Source organism: Gordonia sp. DT101, from assembly GCF_049844895.1.
GTDB lineage: Bacteria > Actinomycetota > Actinomycetes > Mycobacteriales > Mycobacteriaceae > Gordonia.
In genome coordinates this window covers 342704-366163 of the sequence record NZ_JBNCLX010000005.1, presented here as the reverse complement: position 1 = coordinate 366163, position 23460 = coordinate 342704, and the positions used below count along the sequence as shown (strand labels likewise).

Sequence of the window (23460 nt, the reverse complement as noted above, 5' to 3'; positions counted from 1 at the left end):
TTCGTGATCTCTGGCACACTGGAGTCATGACCGCACTGCTGTGGTTGGTTGCCGCGATTCTCCTGGTGATCGCCGAGATGTTCGTCGGCGACCTGGTGCTGCTCATGCTCGGAGGTGGGGCGCTGGCCGCGGCGGGCGTGGACCTCGTGTTCGATCCCCCGCTGTGGGTCGATGCGGTCACGTTCTCGGTGGTGTCCGTGCTCTTGCTGGCAGTTGCTCGACCGGTCGCGCGCCGACACATGCTCAGTCGGCCGCCGGTCCTGACCAACACGGAGGCTCTCGAAGGCCGACACGCGCTGGTCACCGCGCGCGTGGACGAGCACGACGGCCGCGTAAAGATCGGCGGGGACGTGTGGTCTGCGCGTTCACTCAATCCGGGCGAGGTGATCGAACCGGGCATCGAGGTGACCGTGGTGCAGATCGATGGTGCCACCGCGGTCGTGTGGAAGGGATGACGTAATCATGGAGTATGCCGGATTGATCGTGCTGGTCCTGGTGGTCCTGCTGGTCGTGGTGGTGCTGGTGAAATCCGTGGCCATCATCCCGCAGGCGGAGGCCGCCGTCATCGAGAGGCTCGGCCGCTACACCCGCACGGTGTCTGGCCAGCTGACCCTGTTGCTGCCGTTCGTCGACCGGATCCGTGCCCGCGTCGACATCCGCGAGCGGGTGGTGTCGTTCCCACCGCAACCGGTGATCACCAAGGACAATCTCACGTTGTCCATCGACACCGTCGTCTACTTTCAGGTGACCAATCCGCGGTCGGCGGTCTATGAGATCAACGACTACATCGTCGGCGTCGAACAGCTGACCATCACGACTCTGCGGAACGTCGTCGGTGGGATGACTCTCGAGGAGACGTTGACGTCGCGAGATTCCATCAACGGTCAGCTGCGCGGAGTTCTCGACGAGGCCACCGGACGCTGGGGCCTGCGGGTTGCGCGGGTCGAGCTGAAGAGCATCATGCCGCCGCCATCGATCCAGGAATCGATGGAGAAGCAGATGAAGGCCGACCGCGAGAAGCGGGCGACCATCCTCGCCGCGGAAGGCCAACGCGAGTCGTCGATCAAGACCGCGGAGGGCAACAAGCAGAGTCAGATCCTGGCGGCCGAGGGTGCCAAGCAAGCCGCGATCCTGGGGGCCGAGGGCGAGCGGCAGTCACGGATAATGCGGGCCCAAGGTGACCGCGCCGCGGCATACCTGAACGCCCAGGGTGAGGCCAAGGCGATCGAGAAGACATTCGCGGCGATCAAGGCGAGTAAACCGACCCCGGAACTGCTGGCTTATCAGTATCTCCAACAGCTCCCGGAGATGGCCAAGGGCGAGGGGAGCAAGGTGTGGGTCATCCCGTCCGATTTCGGTTCGGCACTCCAGGGTTTCGCGAAGTCCTTCGGCGTGCAGGGCGACGACGGGGTGTTCCGTTACGAACCGCCGAGCGACGACGAGCCGAGCGCCGTCGACGAGTCCGAGACCGAGGATTGGTTCTCGCTGGCCTCGGATCCCAAGGTGGCACAGGCGGTCGCCGAGGCCGAGGCGGTCGCCCGGAAACCGGTCTCCCCGGAGGTGACGTCGCGGGTCGCCCGCGAACTGTCGTATGAGGTGCCGACGGATGCGCCGGGGGGAGACGCCGCGGAGGAGACGCGGCCAGGTCCTTCTGAGTAGTAGAGGGTCCGGCGTAGTAGAGAGCCCGATCCGATGTGCGGCGGACGTGTCAGTGGACGACGAGGTAGCAGACCCCGGACATCGACGCCGCCCACAGGACCGAGGCGAACGTTCCCATGATGAACTGCTCGCTGGCGTGCGGGGCGCGGAGTTCGGGAAAGCGGGCAAGGCTCTTGACGGCGAGGATCACGGCGAGTCCTTCGGGCCATCCGGCGAGGAGTGTGGCGGCGACGGTTGCTCGTTCCAGGTAGCCGATGACCCGGCCGCCTCGCAGCGGTCCGGACTCGGGCGCGCCGTCGGGTGGGGAGTCGGTGTTCTCACCGGACTTGCGATGTGGGCTCACCCCACCGGTCCACAGGACGATGCGCACCATGAAGCCACCGCCGCCGACCGCGACGGCCATCGCGGCGCAGGTGGCGATCACCAGTCCCGCCCCCCGCGCCGGGCCGGTCGTCGTCGCGATGATCGCGGTGGTTCCCGCGAGCGCGATCATCGTGCCGGCGGTGACGCCGTCGAGCAGCATCGCCGCTCGAGGCCGACTGGTGACGCCGCCGATGTCTCGGCTCCGGAGAACTGCGGGGAGGATCGGGATCAGCGCGGCCGCGACGAACACGGCGATGGCGGCGGCGGTCACGCGGTCCCGCCCGAGCTGTCGGTCATGTCTGCCCTCCTGAGGAGTTCGGTCAGTAAGAGATGGGCGTCCTCTTCGATGTCCCAGCGGGCACTTCGCAGACGCTGGGACATTGCTTGCGGCGTGATGCCGAGGCGGGCCGCCCCGTCGGCCTGGGTCACGCCGGTGTGCATCACCTGGACGGCTTCGGCGCCGGCTTTGCTGCGTGCGGAGACGACGTCGGCCAGCAGGCGCCCGGCAGTCTGGGCATGACGGGTCCAGGTGTCATCCGTACCCCGGATGGAGAGGGGGATCCGCTGGGCCTTGGCGGAGTCCACGGCTTCCCGCGCATATTCGAACGCGGGCCCTCGACCTGCACGTGTGGAGGAGGGGAGTGGCAGTGCCACCGGTCCCACCCCGATCCCGACGCTCCAGTGACCATCGGCGGCCAAGACCACCGCGAGCCGCGCGACGACCGCGGCGTCGTCGGCGACGGCCTGCACCTCGTCCCCGGCGGTCCGCTCGAAGGGTCGGATGAGATCCGCGTCCGACATGACGTCGAGGAGGCCGTCCACTCGATCGATGTCGCGTCGACTGTCTCGTTGATCGACTGTGAGTACAAACATCGAAACACCTCCGACCATCAAGTCTAATTGCTTGATAGGTAGAGATCAAGTCCTCTGGCTTTACGAAAGATGTCAGGGCTGAACCCTTGATCGGGTGAGATCAAGGGTACTTGCTTGTCTCGATCATTTCTCGGGAGCTGCTGACCGGCAGACGGGCGTCGAGGACGAGGCCGATGATGCCGACGGCGAAAAAGCATGCGCTGAGCAGTAGCAGGAGTGGATCGCGCTGCCCGGTCATGGCGTCGCCGAGAAAGACCACCGCCGCAGTCCCGGGCGCCATGCCGATCACGGTAGCCACGAGGTACGGGGCGAACCGTACCGAGGAGAGCGCCGAGCAGTAGTTCGCCACCGAGAACGGACAGGCCGCGATGAGACGCAGCGAGCCGACCGCGAGCCAGCCCCGCCGGCTCAGCCGGTACTCCACGGCGCGGACCACCGGCTTCTTCAGGTACGGCCGCACACGTTCGCGTCCGATCGTGCGTACGAACCAGAAGGCGACGATCGCGGCCACCGTCGAAGCGATCATCGCCCCCGTGAACCCGACGACCGGACCGAAGAAGATCCCGGACATCACGGTGAATGTCGACCGTGGGAACGGTGCGAGCGTCACCACTGCGTACGCGGCGAAGAAGGCCCAGGCGAACGCCGGACCCAGATTCTCACCCCAGGTCCGCACGCTCGCCACCGATGGCATCGGGATCAGATAGGAGCCCATCAGGACTACGGCGACGACCGTGGTCAACAGCAGCGCCCGGCGGATCACACGGGCATCGACACCGCGCCGAACGGGACGGAACGTGCTCGTCGCCCCGGGTTCGGTGATCCGGGATCCCGACGTTTCGTCGGGGACCGTCGAGGACTCGGTGGGCACCGCGCAATACTACGCGGGCGCGACCCGTGCGATGTGTCACGATCGGCCCTCGATGTGAGAGCCGAGCGAGCGTTCGGCTAAAGTCGGGTACGCGCTCGACCCGAGCAACACGGAGGTGTCACGCCCCATGCCGCAGACCACTGCGTCGAAATCCGATCGGTCCGACCGATCGCTCGACGAGGCCTATCGGGCCTGGTCGGAAGCCGCTGCCGCCGTCTTGGCGAAGTCCCGGCGGTCCACTGTCGAGGAATTGCCTGCCTCGGCCGAAGAGCTCTTGTCCACCACCACTCTCGACGGACTCCGTATCCGTCCGCTGTACACACGCAGGGATGAGAACGCGGAATCCGGCCTGCCCGGCGGATTCCCGTATGTTCGGGGTGCCGATCCCGATCGCGACGTCATCATGGGCTGGCGGGTGACCGAGCGATTCGGTGACGACTCGACACCGGCCGCCGACGTCAATCAGTCCGCACTCGATGCCCTGTCCAAGGGCACGAGCGGCCTGTGGTTGCACGTCGGCGCCGGCATCTCGGCCGACGACCTGACCGCCGTCCTCGACGGCATCTATCTCGATCTGATCCCGGTGACCCTCGACGCGGGAGCCGAGGGCATCGCCGCCGCGCGCGCACTCCTGACGGTCTGTGCGACAGCCGCAGCGGCACCCGAGTCCATCGCGCCGACGGCCTCGACCATCACCTCCCTCGGTCTGTCCCCGTTGACCGCGGCCTTCTCGGGTCGCGCGACAGTGGATGCCGCGGAGGCGACCTCGCTGGCCGCTGATGTGCCCGCCGGTGTTCGGACATTCCGCGTCGACGGCACTGATTTCGCCACCGCCGGGGCCGACAACGGACTTGAGCTCGCGCTGCAGATCGCGGCCGCCGTCACACACCTGCGTGACCTCACCCAGGCCGGTCTGTCGTCGGCGGATGCGCTGCGCCAGATCACCTTTGCGGTGTCCGCCGGAGACGATCAGTTCGCGACCATCGCCAAGTTCCGTGCGCTGCGCAAGGTCTGGGCCCGGGTGGCCGAGGTGGTCGGCGCGCCGGAGGCCGGGGCCGCGATCACCCACGGCGTCACCGATCTGGCGATGCAGAGTCAGCGTGACCCCTGGGTCAACATGCTGCGCACCACGATCGCCTCGTTCGGGGCGGGCGTCGGTGGTGCCGACCAGGTCACGGCCCTCGGATTCGACGCCGCGATCCCACTCGACAACCGCACCTCGAGTGCGTCGTTCTCCCGTCGCATCGCGCGCAACACGCAGCTGCTGCTGCTCGAGGAATCCAACATCGGCCGCGTGCTCGATCCGGCCGGCGGCTCCTGGTTCGTCGAGTCACTCACCGACGACCTCGCGTCGAATGCCTGGACCGTCTTCGGTCAGATCGAATCGGCGGGCGGGTACCGCGCCGCCCTCGACTCCGGCTGGATCGCCGACCGGGTGGGCGCCTCGCTGGCGAATCGTGACGATTCGGTGGCCCATCGCCGGACCTCCGTGACCGGTGTCAACGAATTCCCGAATCTCGACGAGAAGCCCCTGGGCTCGGGGATCGCCGATGCGACCGACGTACCGCTCGGGGCACCGCGACTCGCGCGGGTCGGGCGCTCCTTCGAGGAACTGCGCGATCGATCCGACGCCGTCCTCGCCGACACCGGCCGGCGCCCCACCGTTCTGCTGCTACCGCTCGGATCCGTGGCGGAGCACAACGGCCGGACCACGTTCACCGCGAACCTTCTTGCCGCAGGGGGGATCTCGGTGGTGAACCCAGGCCCCCTGACCACCGACGGTATCGCGGTGGCGGTGGCGGATGCGGACGCATCGATCGCAGTGATCTGCGGGACCAAGCAGCGGTATGCCGACGACGGCGCCGCGGCGCTGCAGGCTGCGCGCGCCGCCGGTCTGCGCACGGTACTCCTGGCCGGGCCCGAGAAGGAATGGCCCGACGGAGACGATCGGCCGGACGGGTCGCTGCGGGTCGGTATCGACGCGGTGGCGGTCCTCCGCGATCTTCTCGACCAGCTGACCCAAGAACCGGCGGGAGCGACATCATGACCCAGACCGAACCGAGCCCGACCAGTTCGCCTGCGGACACCTTCGGGGAGATCCCCAGTTTCGCCGACGTCGAACTGGTCACAGGAGCCGCCGTCGGATCCGGCCCTGCTGAAACCCCGACGGCTGAATCCCCGACGGCTGAATCCCCGACGGCCGAATCCCCGACGGCCGACGCCGCCATCGACCGGCTGGCGAAGGCCCAGGGGCAGACCGCCGACGAGATCACGTGGAGCACACCGGAACAGATCGGTGTCCGGCCGATCTACACCCGCGCGGACCGCGACGCCATCGCCACCGAGGGTGACCACCCGTATCCGCTGGATTCCATTCCCGGCGAGGCGCCGTTCATCCGCGGGCCCTACCCGACGATGTACGTCAACCAGCCGTGGACCATCCGGCAGTACGCGGGGTTCTCGACCGCCGCCGAATCGAACGCCTTCTACCGCCGTAACCTCGCGGCCGGACAGAAGGGCCTGTCGGTGGCCTTCGACCTCGCCACCCACCGCGGCTATGACTCCGATCACCCGCGGGTGGCAGGCGACGTCGGGATGGCCGGTGTCGCCATCGACTCGATCCTCGACATGCGGCAACTCTTCGACGGCATCGACCTCGGGTCGGTCTCGGTGTCGATGACCATGAACGGTGCGGTGCTGCCGATTCTGGCGCTGTACGTGGTGGCGGCGGAGGAGCAGGGGGTGCCGCCGGAGAAGCTCGCCGGGACCATCCAGAACGACATCCTCAAAGAGTTCATGGTCCGCAACACCTACATCTATCCGCCGAAGCCGTCGATGCGGATCATCTCCAACATCTTCGAGTACACCAGTCAGAAGATGCCGAAGTTCAACTCGATCTCGATCTCCGGCTATCACATCCAGGAGGCCGGGGCGACCGCCGACCTGGAATTGGCGTACACGCTGGCCGACGGTGTCGAGTACATCCGGGCCGGGCTGGACGCGGGTCTCGACATCGACAAGTTCGCGCCCCGCCTCTCGTTCTTCTGGGGCATCGGCATGAACTTCTTCATGGAGGTCGCCAAGCTGCGCGCCGCGCGGCTGCTGTGGAGCGAGCTCGTCGCACAGTTCGAGCCGACGAATGCCAAATCGTTGTCACTGCGCACACATTCGCAAACCTCCGGATGGTCCCTGACCGCCCAGGACGTCTTCAACAACGTTGCACGCACCTGTGTCGAGGCGATGGCGGCCACACAAGGACACACGCAGTCGCTGCACACCAACGCCCTCGACGAGGCGATCGCGCTGCCGACGGACTTCTCGGCCCGCATCGCCCGCAACACGCAGCTGCTCCTTCAGCAGGAGTCGGGCACCACGCGCCCGATCGATCCGTGGGCCGGCTCGAATTACGTCGAATGGCTGACGCATCAGCTCGCGGAGAAGGCCCGGGCGCACATCGCCGAGGTCGAAGAGGCCGGCGGCATGACGCAGGCGATCAACGAGGGACTGCCGAAGCTGCGCATCGAGGAGGCCGCGGCTCGCACGCAGGCCCGGATCGACTCCGGCCAGCAGCCTCTCGTGGGTGTGAACAAATACCAGGTCGACGTCGACGAGGAGATCGAGGTCCTCAAGGTCGAGAACTCCAAGGTGCGCACCGAGCAGCTGGAGAAGCTGAAGCGATTGCGCGCCGAGCGCGACGAGTCGGCCGTGCAGGCCGCACTCGCCGACCTGACCCGCGCAGCCGCCTCGGACCAGGGTGGCCTCGAGAACAATCTGATGGCGCTGGCCATCGAGGCGGCTCGCCACCAGGCCACCGTCGGCGAGATCTCCGACGCAATGGAAAAGGTCTATGGTCGCCACCAGGCAGAGATCAAGACCATCAGCGGGGTGTACCGACATGAGGCGGGCGAGGTGAGCAACGTCGACGCGGCGATCGAGATCGTCCGGCAGTTCGGTGAGGCCGAGGGCCGTCGCCCGCGCGTACTCGTGGCGAAGATGGGGCAGGACGGTCACGACCGGGGACAAAAGGTGATCGCGACCGCCTTTGCCGATCTGGGATTCGACGTCGACGTGGGCCCCTTGTTCGCCACGCCGGAGGAGGTCGCCGCGCAGGCCGCGGACAACGACGTACACGTCGTCGGCGTGTCCTCGCTGGCTGCGGGTCACCTGACGTTGGTGCCCGCGCTGCGACAGGCGCTCGAAGATGTCGGCCGTCCCGACATCATGATCGTGGTCGGCGGCGTCATCCCTCCGGACGACTTCGCCGAGCTGCATGAGGCGGGCGCCGCAGCGATCTTCCCGCCCGGAACCGTGATCGCCGACTCCGCAGTGGAATTGGTGAGCAAGTTGGCCGTCGGCCTCGGCCACCAGCTGACCGGCGTCGCCGGCGAGTGATGGGCGATCACGATGCCGGCGCGGCCACGGCGTCGCGGCGTCCGATCGACGTGGACGCCCTCGCCGCGGCCGTTCGGGCCGATCGGCGGTCCGACCTCGCCCGGGCCATCACACTCGTGGAATCGGCGCGGCCGGATCATCGCGCGGCCGCACAGGAGTTGCTGCTGCGGCTGACCCCGCACGCGGGGAACTCGTTCCGGGTCGGGATCACCGGCGTGCCCGGGGTGGGGAAGTCGACCACCATCGAGGCACTCGGGATGTACCTGATCGAGCAGGGCCACAAGGTCGCCGTGCTCGCGGTGGATCCGTCGTCGACGCGAACCGGCGGCTCCATCCTGGGCGACAAGACCCGGATGGGGCGACTCTCGATGTCGAAGGATGCCTACATCCGTCCGTCGCCGACCTCGGGGACCCTCGGCGGGGTGGCCAAGGCAACCCGCGAGAGCATCGTGCTGCTCGAGGCCGCCGGATTCGACGTGGTCCTCGTGGAGACGGTCGGCGTCGGCCAGTCCGAGGTGACGGTCGCGAACATGGTCGACACCTTCACGTTCCTGACCCTCGCCCGTACCGGGGATTCGTTGCAGGGCATCAAGAAGGGCGTTCTGGAACTCGCCGATGTGGTGGTGGTCAACAAGGCCGACGGGAAGCACCTCACCGAGGCCAAGGGAGCGGCGCGCGAACTCAAGAACGCGCTGCGGCTGATCTATCCACACGACGCCGTGTGGATGCCGCCGGTGCAGACGATGAGTGCGATCGAGAACACCGGCGTCGCCGAGTACTGGGACGCGGTGCTCCGCCACAAGCACACGCTCACCGACGCCGGCCAGTTCGCGGCCCGGCGCAATCAGCAGCAGATCGACTGGACGTGGGCGATGGTGCGCGACACCGTCCTCTCCCGGCTCGGTGAGAGTCCGGAAGTCAAGAGCATCCGCGCCGATGTCGAACAGCAGGTTCGGTCGGGCGATCTGACGCCGGCACTCGCCGCGCAGCGGATCGTCGAGGCGTTCGACGGCCGCAGGACGTCCTGAGCCCAGGCGTCCGGTCCGGATTCAGCCGAGTTCCGCGCGGATTCGCGTCGGCGACGATATCGAAGACGAGAGCCGACTGACGGGTCACCTGTAGATCGCGTGCCGCGATGGTCGCTCGTCGCACGAAGCCCGGCTCCAGTGCCAGTAGCGTGGCGAATCGCCAGGCGCTGTCGCCAAGAGCCTCGATCGCCTCGTTCAGCGAGAAGATCTGATGCTGTGCGAGGACGGCACAGGACGATGCCGAGGTCCAGCACGATATGGCTGTTGATACCGGACAGCATGTGCTGCAGGATGATCGGATCGGCGTCCGGTCGCGGGAGACCGTCGCACCTGGCGTCATCGGGGTCGTGGTGGCGACGTCGGGACTCAACCTCCAGATGTTCGACGACACGATCTACCTGCGCGTGATCCTGGTGGCGCTCGTGACCTCGATCATGGTCGGCCCGGTGCTGGTCCACACGACCCGACGACCCGTCGGGCATCTCCGCTGGGATCGGCCGACGGGCACGGCTCCGGCGAGTGAGGGCGATTCAACCGCTTTCTTCAGGTTAGGATAGTCTTACCTTCTGTCGGTCGTGTGGCCGCGCCCAATGGGTCGCTTGGTGACCGGACGATGGGGTGAGCAGGACGTGGTGTCCCTGAGGCGGCGCGTCGTGGGCCACGGGCGCGATCGGCCGGGTCGGGACATCGGTCACCGAATGGCGCACTGTCACAGAACGACGCAGAGGAGTACCGCTTGTCCAGTGACCATTCCCCGTTGGTCGATGTGGTCGGCATCGGGTTCGGACCGTCGAATCTGGCCTTGGCCATCGCGATCGAGGAGCACAATCTCTCCGCCGGCTCGCACGAGAAGGTGACGGCACGCTTCTTCGAAAAGAAAGACGCCTTCGGGTGGCATTCGGGCATGCTCCTGCCGGGCACGACCATGCAGGTCTCCTTCTTGAAGGATCTGGTGACGCAGCGCAACGTCCGCAGCGCGTACACCTTTCTCAACTATCTCGCCGAGCGTGGGCGCCTGACCCACTTCATCAACCGGCAGGACTTTTTCCCGTTGCGAGCCGAGTTCCACGATTATCTCGGCTGGGCGGCAGATCGTGTCGACATCCCGGTCGAATACGCGGCCGAGATCAAGTCCGTTCGATGGTCCGACGATCACTTCGAGGTCGTCTCACCCACGCACGGGATGATCCGGGCCCGGAATGTGGTACTCGGTGGCGGATTGCGCGCGAAATTGCCTACGGGGGTCACCGCGGGACCCCGTGTCTTCCACAATCATCGGATGCTGGCGCATTTTGCCGAACTGCCGAGCCGGCCCAATGGCCGCTTCGTGGTGGTCGGTGCGGGCCAGAGTGCGGCCGAGGTCGCGGCGTATCTGCACGACGAGACCGACGCGGAAGTCCACGGGGTCTTCGCGAAATACGGTTACACGCCCGCAGACGACAGTCCGTATGCGAACCGGATCTTCGATCCCGAGGCTGTCGACGAGTATTTCGCCGCGGACGCGGCATGGCGTGACCGCCTGATGCAGTACCACCGCGGTACGAACTATTCGGCGGTGGACCCGATCCTGATCGAAGATCTCTATCGACGTGAATACGCCGAGCGCGTCAGCGGCGAGCGACGGATGTTCGTTCACGGCGCATCGGAGGTGGTCGAGGTCACCGAGAGGGCGGACACCGCCCGGGTCCGCATCGCCCACCGGCTCACCGGGACCGAGACCGTCCTGGACTGTGATGCCGTTGTTTTTGCCACCGGTTTCGAGCCGACATCACTGGCGGACCTGATGGGCGATCTGGCGGGTCACTGTCGACAGGATCGGCACGGTCGTCCCGTTCTTGATCGCCGCTACCGCGTCGAGACCACCGATGACATCACCGGGCGGATCTTCGTGCAGGGGAACTCCGAGCACACGCACGGGCTCACCTCGACACTGCTCTCCAACATGGCCATCCGGTCGGGGGAGATCGTTCGTGCGATCGTCGACGACCGCGGGCTGGTCGGGGCGATTCCGGGCCAGGCGGCCCACGGCGGTCTCGTGGCCGACAGCGCATCGGGCCGGGACGGTTTCCGGTGACCCACGCCGAGCAGATGGCCGGCGTGACCGGGATCCGCGGCACCGTGTGCGAGATGACGACCAGCTGAACTAGCCGCCGATGAGTGGGGCGAGGGTCGATCCCAGCAACGAGACCCGGCCCGGCACATGGCCGTTGGCGGGCGCGTTGACGGTGACGCCGTCCACGCCGGTCGCGAGGAGCTCGGAGAACCGCGCACCCACCTCGTCCGGCTCGCCGACGATGGTGTTCGCCCGTCGGACTTCCGCCGCAGGATTCCGTTCGAGGTACGACTCGAACTCGGCGACCGCCTCGTCGTGGGTCGGCGCGATGCACGCCGAGGTCTGCAGGCTGACGGTGATCTCGGAGCGGTTGCGGCCCAGGCGCTCACAGTGTGCGGCCAGGGCGTCCAGCTTGCGGCCGATGTCATCGACCGCACAGATGAGATTCGATTCGTCGGCGTACTGGGCGACCATACGGAGTGTCTTGCGCTCGCCGCCGCCGCCGATCATGACGGGGATCTTCGAGAGTGGGGCAGGCACGTTGAGCGCGTCGCGCACTCGGTACCACTTGCCGTCGAGGCTCGGCGTCTTCCCGCCGAGCATGCCGAGGACGATCTGCAGGGATTCCTCGAGCTTCTCGAATCGGTCGGTGAAGGTGCCGAACTCGTAGCCCAGCGCGTCGTGCTCGAGTTCGAACCAGCCGGCGCCGATGCCCAGCTGGGCGCGTCCGCCCGAGACCACGTCCAATGCCGTCACGGTCTTGGCGAGAAGTGTCGGATTGCGATAGGTGTTACCCGTCACGAGTGCCGACAACCTCACCCTCGACGTGTGCTGGGCGAGGGCCGAGAGCAGGGTGTAGCACTCGATCATCGGTTCGTCGGGAGTGCCGAGGATGGGGAGCTGATAGAAGTGATCCATCACCAGCACGGTGTCGAATCCGGAGTCCTCGGCCTCGACGGCCTGCGCGACGACGGTGGGGAAGAGGCGATCCGCGGTGACATCGGGATAGGTGAAATTGGGGATCTGGTAGCCGAGTCTGGTCACAGCTCGACGCTACGCCTGCGGTATCCGGCACGCAGGCGTTCTACGTTCTGGCGACCATCCCGCTGCCCGAATTGTCCGATGGTGCAAACGATCTCGCAAAGGTGCCGATCGTGTCGATCAGATCGTCGAACACGGCGTCGATGTCGGTCGCGATGGCGATCCGTGCGTTGGGTTCCCCGGTCATCGACCGTTCGTCTGCGACGGTCATCCCGCGCGTGTGACGACCGACCAGCTCGATGTCGACACGCGCGGGGATCGTGGTCACGATGTCGGGCGCCAGTGCGACCATGGCCGCGAACGGATCGTGGAGATGTGCGATGTAGCCCTCGTCGTGGGCGTGATGGAACTCGAGGTAGAAGCGCACCGCGTCCATCAGATGCCGGATCAGCGCGTTGTCGGAGACCGACCGCAGGCCGGCCTCGTCGGTGGGATCGGGGTACTCGACTGGGCTGCTGCCGGCCGTCGCGGCGAGCCGGACGAGGTGATCGGGCGTCATCGCCACCGACTCGGTGAGATCGAGAGGACAGACGATGGGTGATTCCGTGTCGTCGCGCCCGAAAGCCGCGAACACCTCGGCGGCCGCCTCGGGATCCACCGCGACGTTCCACTCGGAGGTCGGCGTGGTGTTGCCGTGCACATGGAAGGCGCCGCCCATGATCACAAGTCGGGCCAGGCGGGTGGGGAGCGCGGGGTCCCGCCGGATCGCGGTGGCCAGGGAGGTCAACGGGCCGGTCACCAGGCCGATCAGTTCGCCGGGGTATGCCATGGCCGCTTCGATCCAGGCATCGGCGGCGTCGACCCGACTGGCCGACTGTGTGGCGGGCGGGAGCTCGGCGTACCCGATGCCGAGCGGACCATGGGTGTCCTCGGTCGTCATCAGCTCGGCCGTGAGCGGGTCCGGCGACCCGGTGTGCACGGGGATGTCGGTGCGTCCGCACAACTCGAGCCACGCCAGGTTGTTGGCGGTGACCACGTCCACCGGGACGTTGCCCGCCGTCGACACGATCCCGACCAGGTCGACTTCGCGGCGGCCGAGGAGATAGAGGAGGGCGAGCGAGTCGTCGATGCCGGTATCGCAATCGAGGAAGAGTCGGGTCACCGTCCCATTGTGGACCGCATCGTGAGATTCGACGCACCGCACGCCCCACACAGCGGCTGACAGCGGTCACGACTGGACATGGCCGATCACATCCGTACGGTCGTCACCATGACAGCTCAAACCCTGGCCTTCGAATGGACGGAGACAAATCGCGAGTGGATCATCGAGACCCCGATCCGCATCGTGACTTACATCGTTATCGCGCTGATCGTGCGCTACCTGCTGCACCGCGCGATCGATCGGGCCACCAGGCGGCCCAAGGTGGAGGCCGGCAACTCGGATCAGCGGAAGCCCGCGTTGCTACGTCACCTACGGGAACGGACTCCCGCCGCCGCGCGCAACCCGGCGGTTGCTGAGCGTAGGGCCCAGCGGGCCAAGACGATCGGCTCCGTCCTCAAGTCGACGGTGTCGATCATTCTGCTGGTGTGGGTCGTGTTGTCGATCCTGAGCGTCCTCGGCGTCAACATCGCGCCGTTCATCGCGTCGGCCGGGGTCGTCGGCCTGGCGATCGGTTTTGGCGCGCAGAACCTGGTCAAGGACTTCGTGTCCGGTGTGTTCATGCTTCTCGAGGACCAGTACGGGGTCGGTGACATCGTCGATCTCGGCGAGGCCATCGGCGAGGTCGAGTCGGTGGGTCTGCGCATCACCACGGTGCGTGATCTCGACGGCACGCTCTGGTATGTCCGCAACGGTGAGATCGCCCGTGTCGGCAACATGAGCCAGGAGTATGCGGTGGCGCGGGTCGAGGTGCCGGTCGCGCTGACCGCGGATCTCGACCGTGCCCAGGAGGTCGCGCTGGAGGCCGCCAACGAGGTACTGGCCGACGAGTCGGTGGCCGCCGACGTGCTCGGCACCCCCGAGATGCTCGGAATCCAGGAGGTCGCGCCCGACATGGTGGTTCTGCGGATGACGCTGAAGACCAAGCCGAACGCGCAGTGGTCGCTGCAAAGACGTATCCGCCGCGCGATCCTGCGCAGCTATGACGCGAACGACATCGACCTGCCGTACCGCAACGGAATGGCGGCGATCACGGCAGGTCGATGAGGGGTTGTCCGTAGCCGAGCGGTCAGAGCGAGACGATCGTCGCCGAGGCGGTGCCCGGGGCGCCATAGACCTGGGCCAACCCGACCTTGGGTGATCCGGGCACCTGTCGGTCGCCGGCTTCCCCGCGCAGTTGACGCACGAGTTCGTGCATCTGGCGGAGCCCGGACGCGCCGATCGGCTCGCCGTTGGCGATCAGCCCGCCGTCGGTGTTGACCGGGATCGAGCCGGTGATCTCGGTCTCGCCGTCGGCGAGCAGCTGCTCCTGTTCCCCGTCCTTGCACAGACCGGTCTCGGCCATGTGGATGACCTCGGCACCGGCGTCGGTGTCCTGCAGCTGGGCGATGTCGACGTCCTCGGGCCCGATACCGGCCCGCTCGTAGGCCGCCCGCGCCGCGTAGACCGTCGGCGACACGTCCTCCTCGATCGGCGCTGAGGTGGCGTGCACCTCATAGGCGCCGTAGCGACGTGTGCGGATCTCACTGGCACGCAAGAACACCGGTTTGTCGGTGAACTTGTGGGCAATGTCCCCGCGGCACATGATCACCGCCGCCGCGCCCTCGTCTGGCGAGCAGAACATGTACTGCGTCAGCGGGTAGTTGACCATTGCCGAGTTCAGGATCTGGTCGGCGGGGATCGGGGTGCGTCGGAACGCGTTCGGGTTCCGCTCGCCGTTGCGGAAGTTCTTGGCCGCGACCTCGGCGAGGGTGGCCTGCGAGATGTTGTGGTCGTGGATGTAGCGGTTGGCCTTGATCCCGAAGAACTTGGTGGTCAGGAACTGCCCGTTCTGCGCGTACCACTGGGGGAGCGCCAGCTTGGCCGGGTTGTCGGTGAACGCCCCGCGCGGGTGCTTGTCCATGCCGACCGCGATCCCGATGTCGTAGGTGCCGAGGCGGATGGTGTCGGCGGTCTGCTGGATGGCGCTGGCCGACGTGGCGCAGGCGTTGAAGACGTTGGTGAAGGTGATACCAGTCAGTCCGACCAGCCGGGTGACGGCATCCGGGTTCGAGATCTCGTAGCTTCCGCCGAAGCCGAATTGGATGTCCTTCCACTCGACACCGGCATCGCCGAGAGCGAGCTGGATGGCCTCTGCGCCCATCTGCATGGCGGTCTTGTCGAAGCGACCGAAGGGATGGAGGCCGACGCCGATGATGGCTACGTCGTTGGTCATGGGGTTCCTCTCTGGGGTCAGGCCGGGGCGAAGGCGAAGGTGTAGATCTCGTCACCGTCGTCGTCGGTGGCGAGCGGGATCATGGTCAGTGCGACGGCCTGTCCGAACTGCAACTTGGTCGGGTCGTTCTCGGTGAGCCGGCCCTCCACCCGCACCACGTCGTCGAGCTGCACCAAACCGACGCCGAACGGGACGAAGTCGTCTCCGGTGGGACCGATGTAGGGAGCGCCGGGAGGAAATCCCTGGACGGTCCAGGCCACCAGGGTCCCGGTCCGGGGAAGAAGGACATCCGAGGTGTCACCCGAACTGCATTTGGGGCAGTAGTCCTGGGTGGGGAACGTGGTGAACTCGCACGCGCCGCACCTCGTGCCGATCAGCTGCGCGTCCTTGTCGGGCCAGGTGGAGATCTCTGGCGCCAGCGCCTTGGGCATGGTCTTTTCCTCCGGCATCGTCGGACAATGGATTCTTCGTGATCGTACTCGACGTTTCCGAATATGAAAATGGCATTCTCACACGGTCGGCGCAGCACACCACCGGTACTGCTCGTGACGGGAAAAGAAAAACCCCGGCCGTGGCCGGGGTGAATCGAGATGAGATGACCTGGTCATCCCGAAGGTGGTGTCCGAGGGGGGACTTGAACCCCCACGCCCGTTAATAGGGCACTAGCACCTCAAGCTAGCGCGTCTGCCATTCCGCCACTCGGACCTCTCGTAGCGCGGGCATAACCCTAACCGAGGTTGCCCGTCTATCCCAAATCCCGTAGGAGTGAGGGGTGACTTCCCAGCCTGTACCCGATCGTGCGGTCGACGAAGTGGTCGACATCGTGAGCCGTCTCATCCGGTTCGACACGACCAACACCGGCGAGGCGGATACCACCAAAGGCGAAGAGGAATGCGCGAAATGGGTAGCGCAACTCCTCGAGGAGGTCGGGTACACCACCCAGTACGTCGAGTCCGGACGACCGGGACGGGGCAACATCTTCGCGCGTCTCCCGGGACCGGTCGACTCCGACCGCGGGGCACTGCTCGTGCACGGTCATCTCGACGTGGTCCCCGCGGAACCCGCGGACTGGAGCGTGCACCCGTTCTCCGGGACCGTCTCCGACGGCTACATCTGGGGGCGCGGTGCGATCGACATGAAGGACATGGTCGGCATGGCGCTGGCGCTCGCGCGTCAATTCAAACGCGACGGCACCGTGCCTCCGCGGGAGATCGTCTTCGCCTTCCTCGCCGATGAGGAGGCCGGCGGCACCTGGGGTTCACACTGGCTGGTCGAGAATCGGCCCGACCTCTTCGAGGGGATCACCGAGGCGGTCGGAGAGGTCGGCGGTTTCTCCCTCACCATCGATCGGCCCGACGGTACGCAGCGGCGTCTCTATCTGGTCGAGACCGCCGAGAAGGGTCTGTCGTGGATGCGTTTGACGGCCGACGCCACCGCTGGGCACGGCTCCTTCCTGCACTCCGACAACGCGGTCACCGAAGTCGCGGAAGCCGTTGCCCGCCTTGGCCGGCACACCTTTCCGCTGGTGATGACCGAATCGGTGAGTCAGTTCCTGGCCACGGTCTCCGACGAGACCGGCCTGGATCTGCGCCCCGACGCCCCGGACCTCGACACGACGTTGTTCAAGCTCGGCAATCTGGCCCGCATCATCGGCGCCACACTGCGCGACACCGCGAACCCGACGATGCTCAAGGCCGGCTACAAGGCCAACGTGATCCCGCAGAAGGCGGAGGCCGTCGTCGACTGTCGTGTGCTGCCCGGGCGTCTGGAGGCGTTCGAGAAGGAGGTCGACGAGCTCATCGGCCCCAACGTGACCCGCGAGTGGATCACCCACCTCGACTCGTATGAGACGACCTTCGACGGTCATCTGGTCGACGCGATGAACGACGCGATTCTCGCGCATGATCCACAGGGCATGACGGTTCCGTACATGCTCTCGGGCGGCACCGACGCGAAGGCGTTCGCCAAGCTCGGTGTCCGTTGCTTCGGCTTCGCGCCATTGCAACTCCCGCCGGAGCTGGATTTCGCCGCATTGTTCCACGGTGTCGACGAACGTGTACCGGTCGACGCGGTGGTGTTCGGAACCAAGGTGTTCGAGCACTTTCTGCTACACAGTTGATGTACTGGAGTCCGATGCGCGTTCGACCTGTTCCGCGCTGACCCGAGAAAGGTGTTCTGATGGCGTTCAACCCGTACGACCCGCTACCGACACTGCCCGGCTTCACCCTGACGTCGGAGAGCATCGCCGACGGCGGGCCGCTGCGCAACGAGCAGGTGAGCGGGATCATGGGGGCAGGCGGCGAAGATCTGTCGCCGCAACTGACCTGGTCCGGATTCCCCTCGGAGACCAAGAGTTTCGCGGTCACGGTGTACGACCCGGATGCGCCTACGGCATCGGGTTTCTGGCACTGGGCGGTTGCTGACATCCCGGTCTCGGTGACCTCGCTGCCCGCGGGCGCCGGTGACGACACCGGTAGCGGGCTGCCCTCGGGTGCGGTCACGCTGGCCAACGACGCGGCACAGAAGCGCTTCATCGGCGCGGCGCCGCCGCCCGGACACGGTCCCCATCGCTACTTTGTGGTGGTGCACGCCGTCGACGTCGAGTCGCTCGGTCTGCCCGACGGCGCGACCCCTGCGTACCTCGGCTTCAACCTGTTCTCGCATGCAATCGCGCGGGCCACCGTCGTCGGCACCCACGAACAGGCTTCCGAGGACATCTGAGTTGCCGAATCGTGGTCAGGACACGCGAATACCGTGTGTCCCGACTACGAAACCGCGCTGCCGACCGCGTCGGCCAGGCTCGCGAAGCCGCCGGCTCGCACCCGTTCGGCGATGCCGTCGTGGATCTCCTTGACCCACAAGGGTCCGCCGTAGATGAATCCGGTGTAGCCCTGCAGGAGATCGGCGCCGGCCAGGATGCGCTCCCAGGCCTGATCGGCGGTCTCGATACCGCCGACGCTGACGAGCGCGACCCGTCCGCCGACCCGCGCATGGAGTCGGCGAAGCACGGTCAGTGACCGGTCGGCGAGCGGGGCCCCGGACAGCCCGCCCGCGCCGAGGGCGGAGACGTCGTCGGCAGGGGTCTGTAGCCCGCTGCGCTCGATGGTCGTGTTGGTCGCCACGATCCCGCCGAGCCCGAGTTCGACGGCGAGATCGGCAACGGCGTCGATGTCCGCGTCGGCGAGATCGGGAGCGATCTTCACCAGGACCGGTACCGTGACCTCTTCCTGCACCGCCGCCAGGATCGGTCGCAACGAGTCGACGGCCTGGAGGTCGCGGAGGCCCGGCGTGTTGGGCGAGCTGACGTTGACCACGACGAAGTCGGCGAGGGGCCCGAGGGTGCGGGCGCTGAACCGGTAGTCGTCCACCGCCTCCTCGACGGGGACCACCTTCGTCTTGCCGATGTTCGCCCCGATCGGCACGCTCTTCGGGCCGGGTCGCAGTGCACGGAGATGCTGTGCGGCTTCGCGGGCGCCGGGATTGTTGAAACCCATCCGATTGATCAGCGCCCGATCCGCGGGAAGGCGGAACAGTCGCGGCGTGGGATTGCCGGGCTGAGCCTTTCCGGTGATGGTCCCGATCTCCGCATAGCCGAATCCGATCTGGCCCCAGGCGTTCACGGCCGAGGCGCTCTTGTCGAACCCGGCCGCCAGGCCGAGGGGAGCGGGGAAGTCGACACCGAACACGCGTTGCCGGAGCAGCGGATCCTCGGGTGCCAGTACCTTCGCGGTGCCGTAGCGCAGCAACGGGTTCCGGCCGGCGAATGCGATGGCCCCGAACGCGAGGCCGTGGATGCGTTCCGGCGAGAGACGGAACATCAGCCGGAGCAGGATCGGGTACACCGCGGCGTTGATCCGACTCAGCATGCGGTGGCCCCTGCGTCCGGGTAGCCGGAACTGACGCTGTCATCGTCGAGGATGATCCGTGTCCGCGGTGGCTTCTTTCGGCGTAGCAACACCTTCCGGGTGCCGTCGGAGTAGAGCCGAACGCGCTTGAGCTCCCAGCCGCCGAACTCCGCCTCGATGGACAGGCGCATCGACGCGGTGACCCGGGTGACATCGGGAGGCAGGGTGAGGAGCACACACTCGTGGGTGTCGGAGGTGACCTCCCAGCCACGTGGATGGCGCTGCCCCGACCGGGATATCGCCCGGCCGTGGCGAGCAGCGATGCCGTCGGTGTGGGGGTCAGGCGACATCGTCACGGACCCGATGGTGTGACGGGCGCGACCCCGCGCAACATGTAATCCGGCGGGGCGATCTGGAGTCCGCCCCGGGTCGAGAGGACGAACACGGTGCCCGACCCGTCGTCGACGGCGATACTGTCCGGTTGGGCGACGGCCGGGAACCGATGCTTCGCCACGGGTTCGCCACCGGACAGGTCATAGGCCACCACCTCGTTGTTCGCCGTCGTCGACACCCACATCAGGTTGTGGGTGTCGTCGTAGTCTACGGCGTACGGGCCGGCCGGCACGGGATACCGGAATCGCATGACCAGCGGGGATCCGAAGAATCCGACGACCTCGTCGTCGCGCGTGTTGGCGACCAGCACACGCCCGTATCGGTCGACGGTGGAGTTGGTGGCCCCGTTGCCCGCCCTCAGTGCGGGACCGAGGTCGCCGTCGGCGATGGTGACCGGGGTGACCGAGGACTGTGCACGATCGAGAACGACGACCTGTTCGTCGGAGAGGTCGGCGCCCGGTGGGGAGACGGTGATGTCATCGACCCGGATGAACTTGTCGATGACCCGGCCCGGCTTCAGATCGCGATCGAAGACCAACAGTCGACCGTCGTCGGTACCGACGAGCACCTGCCCGGATGCGGTGCGTGCCAACGCGGTCGGGTCGGTAGCCGAGATCGGGGTGGTGGTCACCGCGCCGTCGGCGGCGATGCGCGCGATGACGTCCGGTCCGACGCCGAGGAACGAACCGTCGCCACTGCCGACGATGCGGGTCAGTGGGGGTGTCGTCGATCGTCGCGGAGCGTCGGAAATGCGGTCGGTGGCGTAACGCAGGACGGTGGTCCCGGCCGGATCGAGCACCGCGACGGTGCCCGAGTCGATCGCCAGTCCACGGCTGTTCGCGGGAGTCGGCACCACCACACCGGCCGGCGCGGCAGCCGGACCGGGCGGGGCCTGCTCGGCGGTCGCCGGTGTGACGGTCGGCACGTTCGGGGTGGACGAACTGTCGCCGGACGATCCGCAACCCGACACCAGCACGACGGCAGCGATCGCGACGATCCCGGCGGCGATCGGCGCAGGCCTGCGCACCGCGGTGAACAGGGGGCTCCGGCGCGGTGATCTCGGCACGTGCATCTCACCATCTTGCGTCACGACGCCGATCCGGGACGCGCGGGGTCGCGTCGACGGCTCGTGTCGGATCTGCGGCGGATGCCGGGAAACGCCGGTGCGGGCGATGCGGTGCCGCAGCGGGTTTCCACGTAGCATCAGCCGCCGTGACAGACACCATGACGTGGGCCCAGTCGATCGTGCTCGGTGCCCTGCAAGGTCTCACCGAGTTCCTGCCGATCTCGTCGTCGGGCCATCTGCGGATCGCCTCGGAGATCATGTTCGGCGGGGATGCCGGCGCCTCGTTCACCGCGGTCACCCAGCTCGGGACCGAAGCCGCCGTGCTGGTCTACTTCGCGCGCGACATCGTGCGGATCGTGGCGGCGTGGTTCCGCGGTCTGACGAACGAGGAGGAGCGCGGCCTCGACTACCGCATCGGCTGGTACGTGATCTTCGCGACCATCCCGATCGGTGTCCTGGGATTCCTGTTCAAGGACCAGATCCGGACATCCGGGCGCAACCTCTGGCTGGTCGCGACCGTGCTGATCGTGTTCGCCGGCGTCATCTGGCTCGCCGAGCGCTACGGACGCAAGGAACGCTCGATGGAGCAGCTGACATTGCGGGACGGCGTGGTGATGGGACTGGCCCAGTGTCTGGCGTTGGTCCCCGGGGTCTCGCGTTCGGGCGCGACCGCCAGCGCCGGACTCTTCCTGGGGCTCGAGCGAGAGGCGGCCTTCCGTTTCTCGTTCCTGCTCGCCATCCCGGCGGTGACCGCGTCGGGACTGTTCAGCCTCCCCGACGCTTTCGACCCCAGCGGCGAGGGGATGGAGGCATCCGGATCGCAACTGCTGGTCGCCACTCTCATCGCCTTCGTCATCGGTTATGCGTCGATCGCCTGGCTGCTGCGCTTCGTCAGCGCCCATTCGATGAACTGGTTCGGCGCATACCGGGTGATCCTCGGCCTCATCGTGATGGGCCTCCTCGCCGGGGGTGTGATCAGCGCCACGTGAGTGGACCGGGCATGAGGTCGGCGGACTGTCGCGTCGCGATCCATGTTGTTGGCTACGCCTATGGTTGAGACATGACCGTGATTCTGGTGCGACACGGACGTTCCACGGCCAACACCTCGGGGGTGCTCGCCGGGCGGACGCCCGGAGTGTCACTCGACGACAAGGGGCGAGAGCAGGCCGCTGCCCTGATCGACCGGCTCGGAGTGTGCATCGGCGAGATCGCCGCGGTCGCGCGTTCCCCGTTGGATCGCTGTGCGCAGACCGTGGCGCCGTTGATGGCTGTGCTGGGCGCCGATGACCAGCGTGACGTCCCCGAACTCGTGGTGGACGCCCTTGCGGAGGTCGACTACGGCGAGTGGACGAACAAGCCCATCAAGGAGTTGTTCTCGGAGCCGCTCTGGAAGACCGTGCAGCAGCATCCGTCGGCCGCCGTGTTCCCCGGCGGGGAGGGCCTTGCAGCTGTCCAGGCGCGGGCCGTCGCCGCGATCCGCGACCTCGACCGGGTGCACGGGGGCGAGGACGGCAGCGGCGTCTGGGTTGCGTGTTCGCATGGCGACGTGATCAAGGCGGTGATCGCCGACGCGATGGGCATGCATCTCGATTCGTTCCAGCGCATCGTCGTCGAACCCGCATCGATCAGCGTCATCCGATACGGCTCCACCCGCCCGTATGTGCACACCGTCAACAGCACGGCGGTCCTGTCGGTCCCGCCACCGCACCGCGAGAAGGACGGGCCGCGTGACGGATCCGCCGAGGTCGCCGCAGGTGAGGACGCCGTGGTGGGAGGTGCCTCCGGCGTCGACGGTCGCGATCGTGGCGACAAGGCTGCGGCCACCCCCCTCGCACGCGGATAATGGACGAACAAGCCAAGGAGGTGTGATGTCTCGCGCGATACACGTGTTCCGAACCCCGGACCGGTTCGTTGCCGGTACGGTCGGCCAGCCGGGCGACCGAACGTTCTACCTCCAGGCCGTGCACGAGACGAGAATCGTCAGCGTGATGCTGGAGAAGCAGCAGGTGGCCATCCTGGCCGACCGCATCGGTGCGCTGCTCGACGAGATCCACCGTCGATTCGGGACGGCCATTCCCCCGGAGAGCGACCAGGTCGGCGACCTCAGTCCGCTGGTGATGCCGGTGGACGCGGAATTCCGCGTCGGCACGATGGGCCTGGGCTGGGATGCCGAATCCGAGGCCGTCGTGGTGGAGCTGCTGGCGATCACGGAGGGAGAGTTCGACGAGAGCGTCGTCCTCGACGACACCGACGAGGGACCCGACGCCGTTCGGGTGTTCCTCACCACCGAGGCGGCCCGTGAGTTCGCCGCCCGTTCCTCACGCGTGATCTCGGCCGGCCGGCAGCCCTGCCCGCTCTGCCACGAACCACTCGATCCGGACGGCCACCTGTGCGTGCGGACCAACGGCTACAAACGCGATGCCGAACTCAGCAAATCGCTCGACTTCGTCGATCCCGAGGTGTTCCGGAACCTGACGATCCAGGACGAGGGCGGTTACCTGGACGTGGATCCGACCGACCCGGACGACGACACCGATCCCGGTCCGAACCCGCAGGACTGAT

23 protein-coding genes and 1 tRNA gene are annotated in these 23460 nt (G+C 67.0%); 13 read left to right on the top strand and 11 right to left on the bottom strand.

Going from position 1 to position 23460, the window contains the following annotated elements; translation table 11 throughout:
• The first annotated feature begins 26 nt into the window (after positions 1–26).
• Positions 27–455 (top strand): NfeD family protein, encoded by a 429-nt coding sequence (locus ACLQ3I_RS19275; RefSeq protein ID WP_425794494.1) that lies wholly within the window; start codon positions 27–29, stop codon positions 453–455.
• A gap of 7 nt (positions 456–462) precedes the next feature.
• A complete protein-coding gene (locus tag ACLQ3I_RS19270) occupies positions 463–1659 on the top strand; it encodes an SPFH domain-containing protein (protein WP_425794492.1) in 1197 nt (398 codons plus the stop codon).
• A 49-nt stretch (positions 1660–1708) separates the two neighbouring features.
• Here ACLQ3I_RS19270 and ACLQ3I_RS19265 read toward each other — a convergent pair whose 3' ends face one another.
• The 3 genes from ACLQ3I_RS19265 to ACLQ3I_RS19255 form a co-directional block, all read right to left on the bottom strand.
• Positions 1709–2293: a hypothetical protein gene (locus tag ACLQ3I_RS19265; RefSeq protein ID WP_425794490.1), complete on the bottom strand. Its 585-nt coding sequence runs from the start codon at positions 2291–2293 to the stop codon at positions 1709–1711.
• Complete coding sequence (locus ACLQ3I_RS19260) at positions 2290–2895, bottom strand: hypothetical protein (RefSeq protein ID WP_425794489.1); 606 nt, start codon at positions 2893–2895, stop codon at positions 2290–2292. Before ACLQ3I_RS19260 ends, ACLQ3I_RS19265 begins: the two co-directional genes overlap by 4 nt.
• A 100-nt stretch (positions 2896–2995) precedes the next feature.
• Entirely contained in the window at positions 2996–3718 is a 723-nt protein-coding gene (locus tag ACLQ3I_RS19255; protein WP_425794536.1) for a TVP38/TMEM64 family protein, read from the bottom strand.
• A 175-nt stretch (positions 3719–3893) separates the two neighbouring features.
• Here ACLQ3I_RS19255 and ACLQ3I_RS19250 point away from each other — a divergent pair, with 175 nt between their 5' ends.
• The 5 genes from ACLQ3I_RS19250 (at position 3894) to ACLQ3I_RS19230 (ending at position 11260) form a co-directional block, all read left to right on the top strand.
• Positions 3894–5813 carry a methylmalonyl-CoA mutase family protein gene (locus ACLQ3I_RS19250; RefSeq protein ID WP_425794488.1) on the top strand — a complete coding sequence of 640 codons (1920 nt, stop codon included), beginning with the start codon at positions 3894–3896 and terminating at the stop codon, positions 5811–5813.
• Positions 5810–8158: a methylmalonyl-CoA mutase gene (scpA, locus tag ACLQ3I_RS19245; RefSeq protein WP_425804013.1), complete on the top strand. Its 2349-nt coding sequence runs from the start codon at positions 5810–5812 to the stop codon at positions 8156–8158. Before ACLQ3I_RS19250 ends, scpA begins: the two co-directional genes overlap by 4 nt.
• Positions 8158–9186, top strand: coding sequence for a methylmalonyl Co-A mutase-associated GTPase MeaB (meaB, locus tag ACLQ3I_RS19240; RefSeq protein ID WP_425794485.1), 1029 nt, complete (start codon positions 8158–8160; stop codon positions 9184–9186). Before scpA ends, meaB begins: the two co-directional genes overlap by 1 nt.
• A 257-nt stretch (positions 9187–9443) precedes the next feature.
• Entirely contained in the window at positions 9444–9743 is a 300-nt protein-coding gene (locus ACLQ3I_RS19235; protein ID WP_425804011.1) for a hypothetical protein, read from the top strand.
• Positions 9744–9922: 179 nt separating this feature from the next.
• The gene (locus ACLQ3I_RS19230) at positions 9923–11260 is read left to right on the top strand and encodes a lysine N(6)-hydroxylase/L-ornithine N(5)-oxygenase family protein (protein WP_425804009.1); all 1338 of its coding nucleotides are present in this window, start codon (positions 9923–9925) and stop codon (positions 11258–11260) included.
• A gap of 69 nt (positions 11261–11329) precedes the next feature.
• Here ACLQ3I_RS19230 and ACLQ3I_RS19225 read toward each other — a convergent pair whose 3' ends face one another.
• Both ACLQ3I_RS19225 and ACLQ3I_RS19220 read right to left on the bottom strand, forming a co-directional pair.
• A complete protein-coding gene (locus tag ACLQ3I_RS19225; RefSeq protein ID WP_425804007.1) occupies positions 11330–12283 on the bottom strand; it encodes an LLM class F420-dependent oxidoreductase in 954 nt (317 codons plus the stop codon).
• A 40-nt stretch (positions 12284–12323) separates the two neighbouring features.
• Positions 12324–13382 carry a nucleoside hydrolase gene (locus ACLQ3I_RS19220; RefSeq protein WP_425804005.1) on the bottom strand — a complete coding sequence of 353 codons (1059 nt, stop codon included), beginning with the start codon at positions 13380–13382 and terminating at the stop codon, positions 12324–12326.
• Positions 13383–13490: 108 nt separating this feature from the next.
• Between ACLQ3I_RS19220 and ACLQ3I_RS19215 the strand changes: the two genes are divergently transcribed.
• Positions 13491–14426: a mechanosensitive ion channel family protein gene (locus ACLQ3I_RS19215; RefSeq protein ID WP_425794478.1), complete on the top strand. Its 936-nt coding sequence runs from the start codon at positions 13491–13493 to the stop codon at positions 14424–14426.
• A gap of 22 nt (positions 14427–14448) precedes the next feature.
• Here the strand turns inward: ACLQ3I_RS19215 and ACLQ3I_RS19210 are convergent, their stop codons facing one another.
• The 3 genes from ACLQ3I_RS19210 to ACLQ3I_RS19200 form a co-directional block, all read right to left on the bottom strand.
• Positions 14449–15594: a thiolase family protein gene (locus ACLQ3I_RS19210; RefSeq protein WP_425794476.1), complete on the bottom strand. Its 1146-nt coding sequence runs from the start codon at positions 15592–15594 to the stop codon at positions 14449–14451.
• Positions 15595–15611: 17 nt separating this feature from the next.
• On the bottom strand, positions 15612–16025 hold the full coding sequence (locus ACLQ3I_RS19205; RefSeq protein WP_425804065.1) for a Zn-ribbon domain-containing OB-fold protein: 414 nt from the start codon (positions 16023–16025) through the stop codon (positions 15612–15614).
• Positions 16026–16210: 185 nt separating this feature from the next.
• Positions 16211–16299: transfer RNA gene (locus ACLQ3I_RS19200), tRNA-Leu, on the bottom strand.
• Positions 16300–16366: 67 nt separating this feature from the next.
• Between ACLQ3I_RS19200 and ACLQ3I_RS19195 the strand changes: the two genes are divergently transcribed.
• Both ACLQ3I_RS19195 and ACLQ3I_RS19190 read left to right on the top strand, forming a co-directional pair.
• Positions 16367–17713, top strand: a complete 1347-nt coding sequence (locus ACLQ3I_RS19195; protein WP_425804002.1) for a M20/M25/M40 family metallo-hydrolase — start codon at positions 16367–16369, stop codon at positions 17711–17713.
• 56 nt (positions 17714–17769) lie between these two features.
• The gene (locus tag ACLQ3I_RS19190) at positions 17770–18315 is read left to right on the top strand and encodes a YbhB/YbcL family Raf kinase inhibitor-like protein (protein ID WP_425794534.1); all 546 of its coding nucleotides are present in this window, start codon (positions 17770–17772) and stop codon (positions 18313–18315) included.
• Between the two features lie 44 nt (positions 18316–18359).
• Here ACLQ3I_RS19190 and ACLQ3I_RS19185 read toward each other — a convergent pair whose 3' ends face one another.
• Genes ACLQ3I_RS19185 through ACLQ3I_RS19175 form a run of 3 tightly spaced genes read right to left on the bottom strand, consistent with a single transcriptional unit; the run spans position 18360 to position 20904 of the window.
• The gene (locus ACLQ3I_RS19185; RefSeq protein WP_425804000.1) at positions 18360–19460 is read right to left on the bottom strand and encodes a quinone-dependent dihydroorotate dehydrogenase; all 1101 of its coding nucleotides are present in this window, start codon (positions 19458–19460) and stop codon (positions 18360–18362) included.
• On the bottom strand, positions 19454–19789 hold the full coding sequence (locus ACLQ3I_RS19180; RefSeq protein ID WP_425794533.1) for a DUF5703 family protein: 336 nt from the start codon (positions 19787–19789) through the stop codon (positions 19454–19456). The genes ACLQ3I_RS19185 and ACLQ3I_RS19180 overlap by 7 nt, the downstream gene beginning before the upstream one ends.
• Before the next feature lie 2 nt (positions 19790–19791).
• Positions 19792–20904, bottom strand: a complete 1113-nt coding sequence (locus ACLQ3I_RS19175) for a YncE family protein (RefSeq protein WP_425804063.1) — start codon at positions 20902–20904, stop codon at positions 19792–19794.
• A 140-nt stretch (positions 20905–21044) separates the two neighbouring features.
• Between ACLQ3I_RS19175 and ACLQ3I_RS19170 the strand changes: the two genes are divergently transcribed.
• From ACLQ3I_RS19170 to ACLQ3I_RS19160, 3 genes are all read left to right on the top strand, one after another.
• The gene (locus tag ACLQ3I_RS19170) at positions 21045–21887 is read left to right on the top strand and encodes an undecaprenyl-diphosphate phosphatase (protein ID WP_425803998.1); all 843 of its coding nucleotides are present in this window, start codon (positions 21045–21047) and stop codon (positions 21885–21887) included.
• A gap of 71 nt (positions 21888–21958) precedes the next feature.
• A complete protein-coding gene (locus ACLQ3I_RS19165; protein WP_425803996.1) occupies positions 21959–22741 on the top strand; it encodes an MSMEG_4193 family putative phosphomutase in 783 nt (260 codons plus the stop codon).
• Positions 22742–22766: 25 nt separating this feature from the next.
• On the top strand, positions 22767–23459 hold the full coding sequence (locus tag ACLQ3I_RS19160; protein ID WP_425794466.1) for a DUF3090 domain-containing protein: 693 nt from the start codon (positions 22767–22769) through the stop codon (positions 23457–23459).
• Position 23460: the final 1 nt, after the last annotated feature.

Bases quoted from the DNA above. Each gene is read 5' to 3' on its own strand.
- ACLQ3I_RS19275 (WP_425794494.1), top strand. From the start codon at position 27: ATGACCGCACTGCTGTGGTTGGTTGCCGCGATTCTCCTGGTGATCGCC.
- ACLQ3I_RS19270 (WP_425794492.1), top strand. From the start codon at position 463: ATGGAGTATGCCGGATTGATCGTGCTGGTCCTGGTGGTCCTGCTGGTC.
- ACLQ3I_RS19260 (WP_425794489.1), bottom strand. From the start codon at position 2,895: ATGTTTGTACTCACAGTCGATCAACGAGACAGTCGACGCGACATCGAT.
- ACLQ3I_RS19250 (WP_425794488.1), top strand. From the start codon at position 3,894: ATGCCGCAGACCACTGCGTCGAAATCCGATCGGTCCGACCGATCGCTC.
- scpA (WP_425804013.1), top strand. From the start codon at position 5,810: ATGACCCAGACCGAACCGAGCCCGACCAGTTCGCCTGCGGACACCTTC.
- meaB (WP_425794485.1), top strand. From the start codon at position 8,158: ATGGGCGATCACGATGCCGGCGCGGCCACGGCGTCGCGGCGTCCGATC.
- ACLQ3I_RS19235 (WP_425804011.1), top strand. From the start codon at position 9,444: ATGGCTGTTGATACCGGACAGCATGTGCTGCAGGATGATCGGATCGGC.
- ACLQ3I_RS19215 (WP_425794478.1), top strand. From the start codon at position 13,491: ATGACAGCTCAAACCCTGGCCTTCGAATGGACGGAGACAAATCGCGAG.
- ACLQ3I_RS19210 (WP_425794476.1), bottom strand. From the start codon at position 15,594: ATGACCAACGACGTAGCCATCATCGGCGTCGGCCTCCATCCCTTCGGT.
- ACLQ3I_RS19205 (WP_425804065.1), bottom strand. From the start codon at position 16,025: ATGCCCAAGGCGCTGGCGCCAGAGATCTCCACCTGGCCCGACAAGGAC.
- ACLQ3I_RS19185 (WP_425804000.1), bottom strand. From the start codon at position 19,460: ATGCTGAGTCGGATCAACGCCGCGGTGTACCCGATCCTGCTCCGGCTG.
- ACLQ3I_RS19180 (WP_425794533.1), bottom strand. From the start codon at position 19,789: ATGTCGCCTGACCCCCACACCGACGGCATCGCTGCTCGCCACGGCCGG.
- ACLQ3I_RS19175 (WP_425804063.1), bottom strand. From the start codon at position 20,904: ATGCACGTGCCGAGATCACCGCGCCGGAGCCCCCTGTTCACCGCGGTG.
- ACLQ3I_RS19165 (WP_425803996.1), top strand. From the start codon at position 21,959: ATGACCGTGATTCTGGTGCGACACGGACGTTCCACGGCCAACACCTCG.
- ACLQ3I_RS19160 (WP_425794466.1), top strand. From the start codon at position 22,767: ATGTCTCGCGCGATACACGTGTTCCGAACCCCGGACCGGTTCGTTGCC.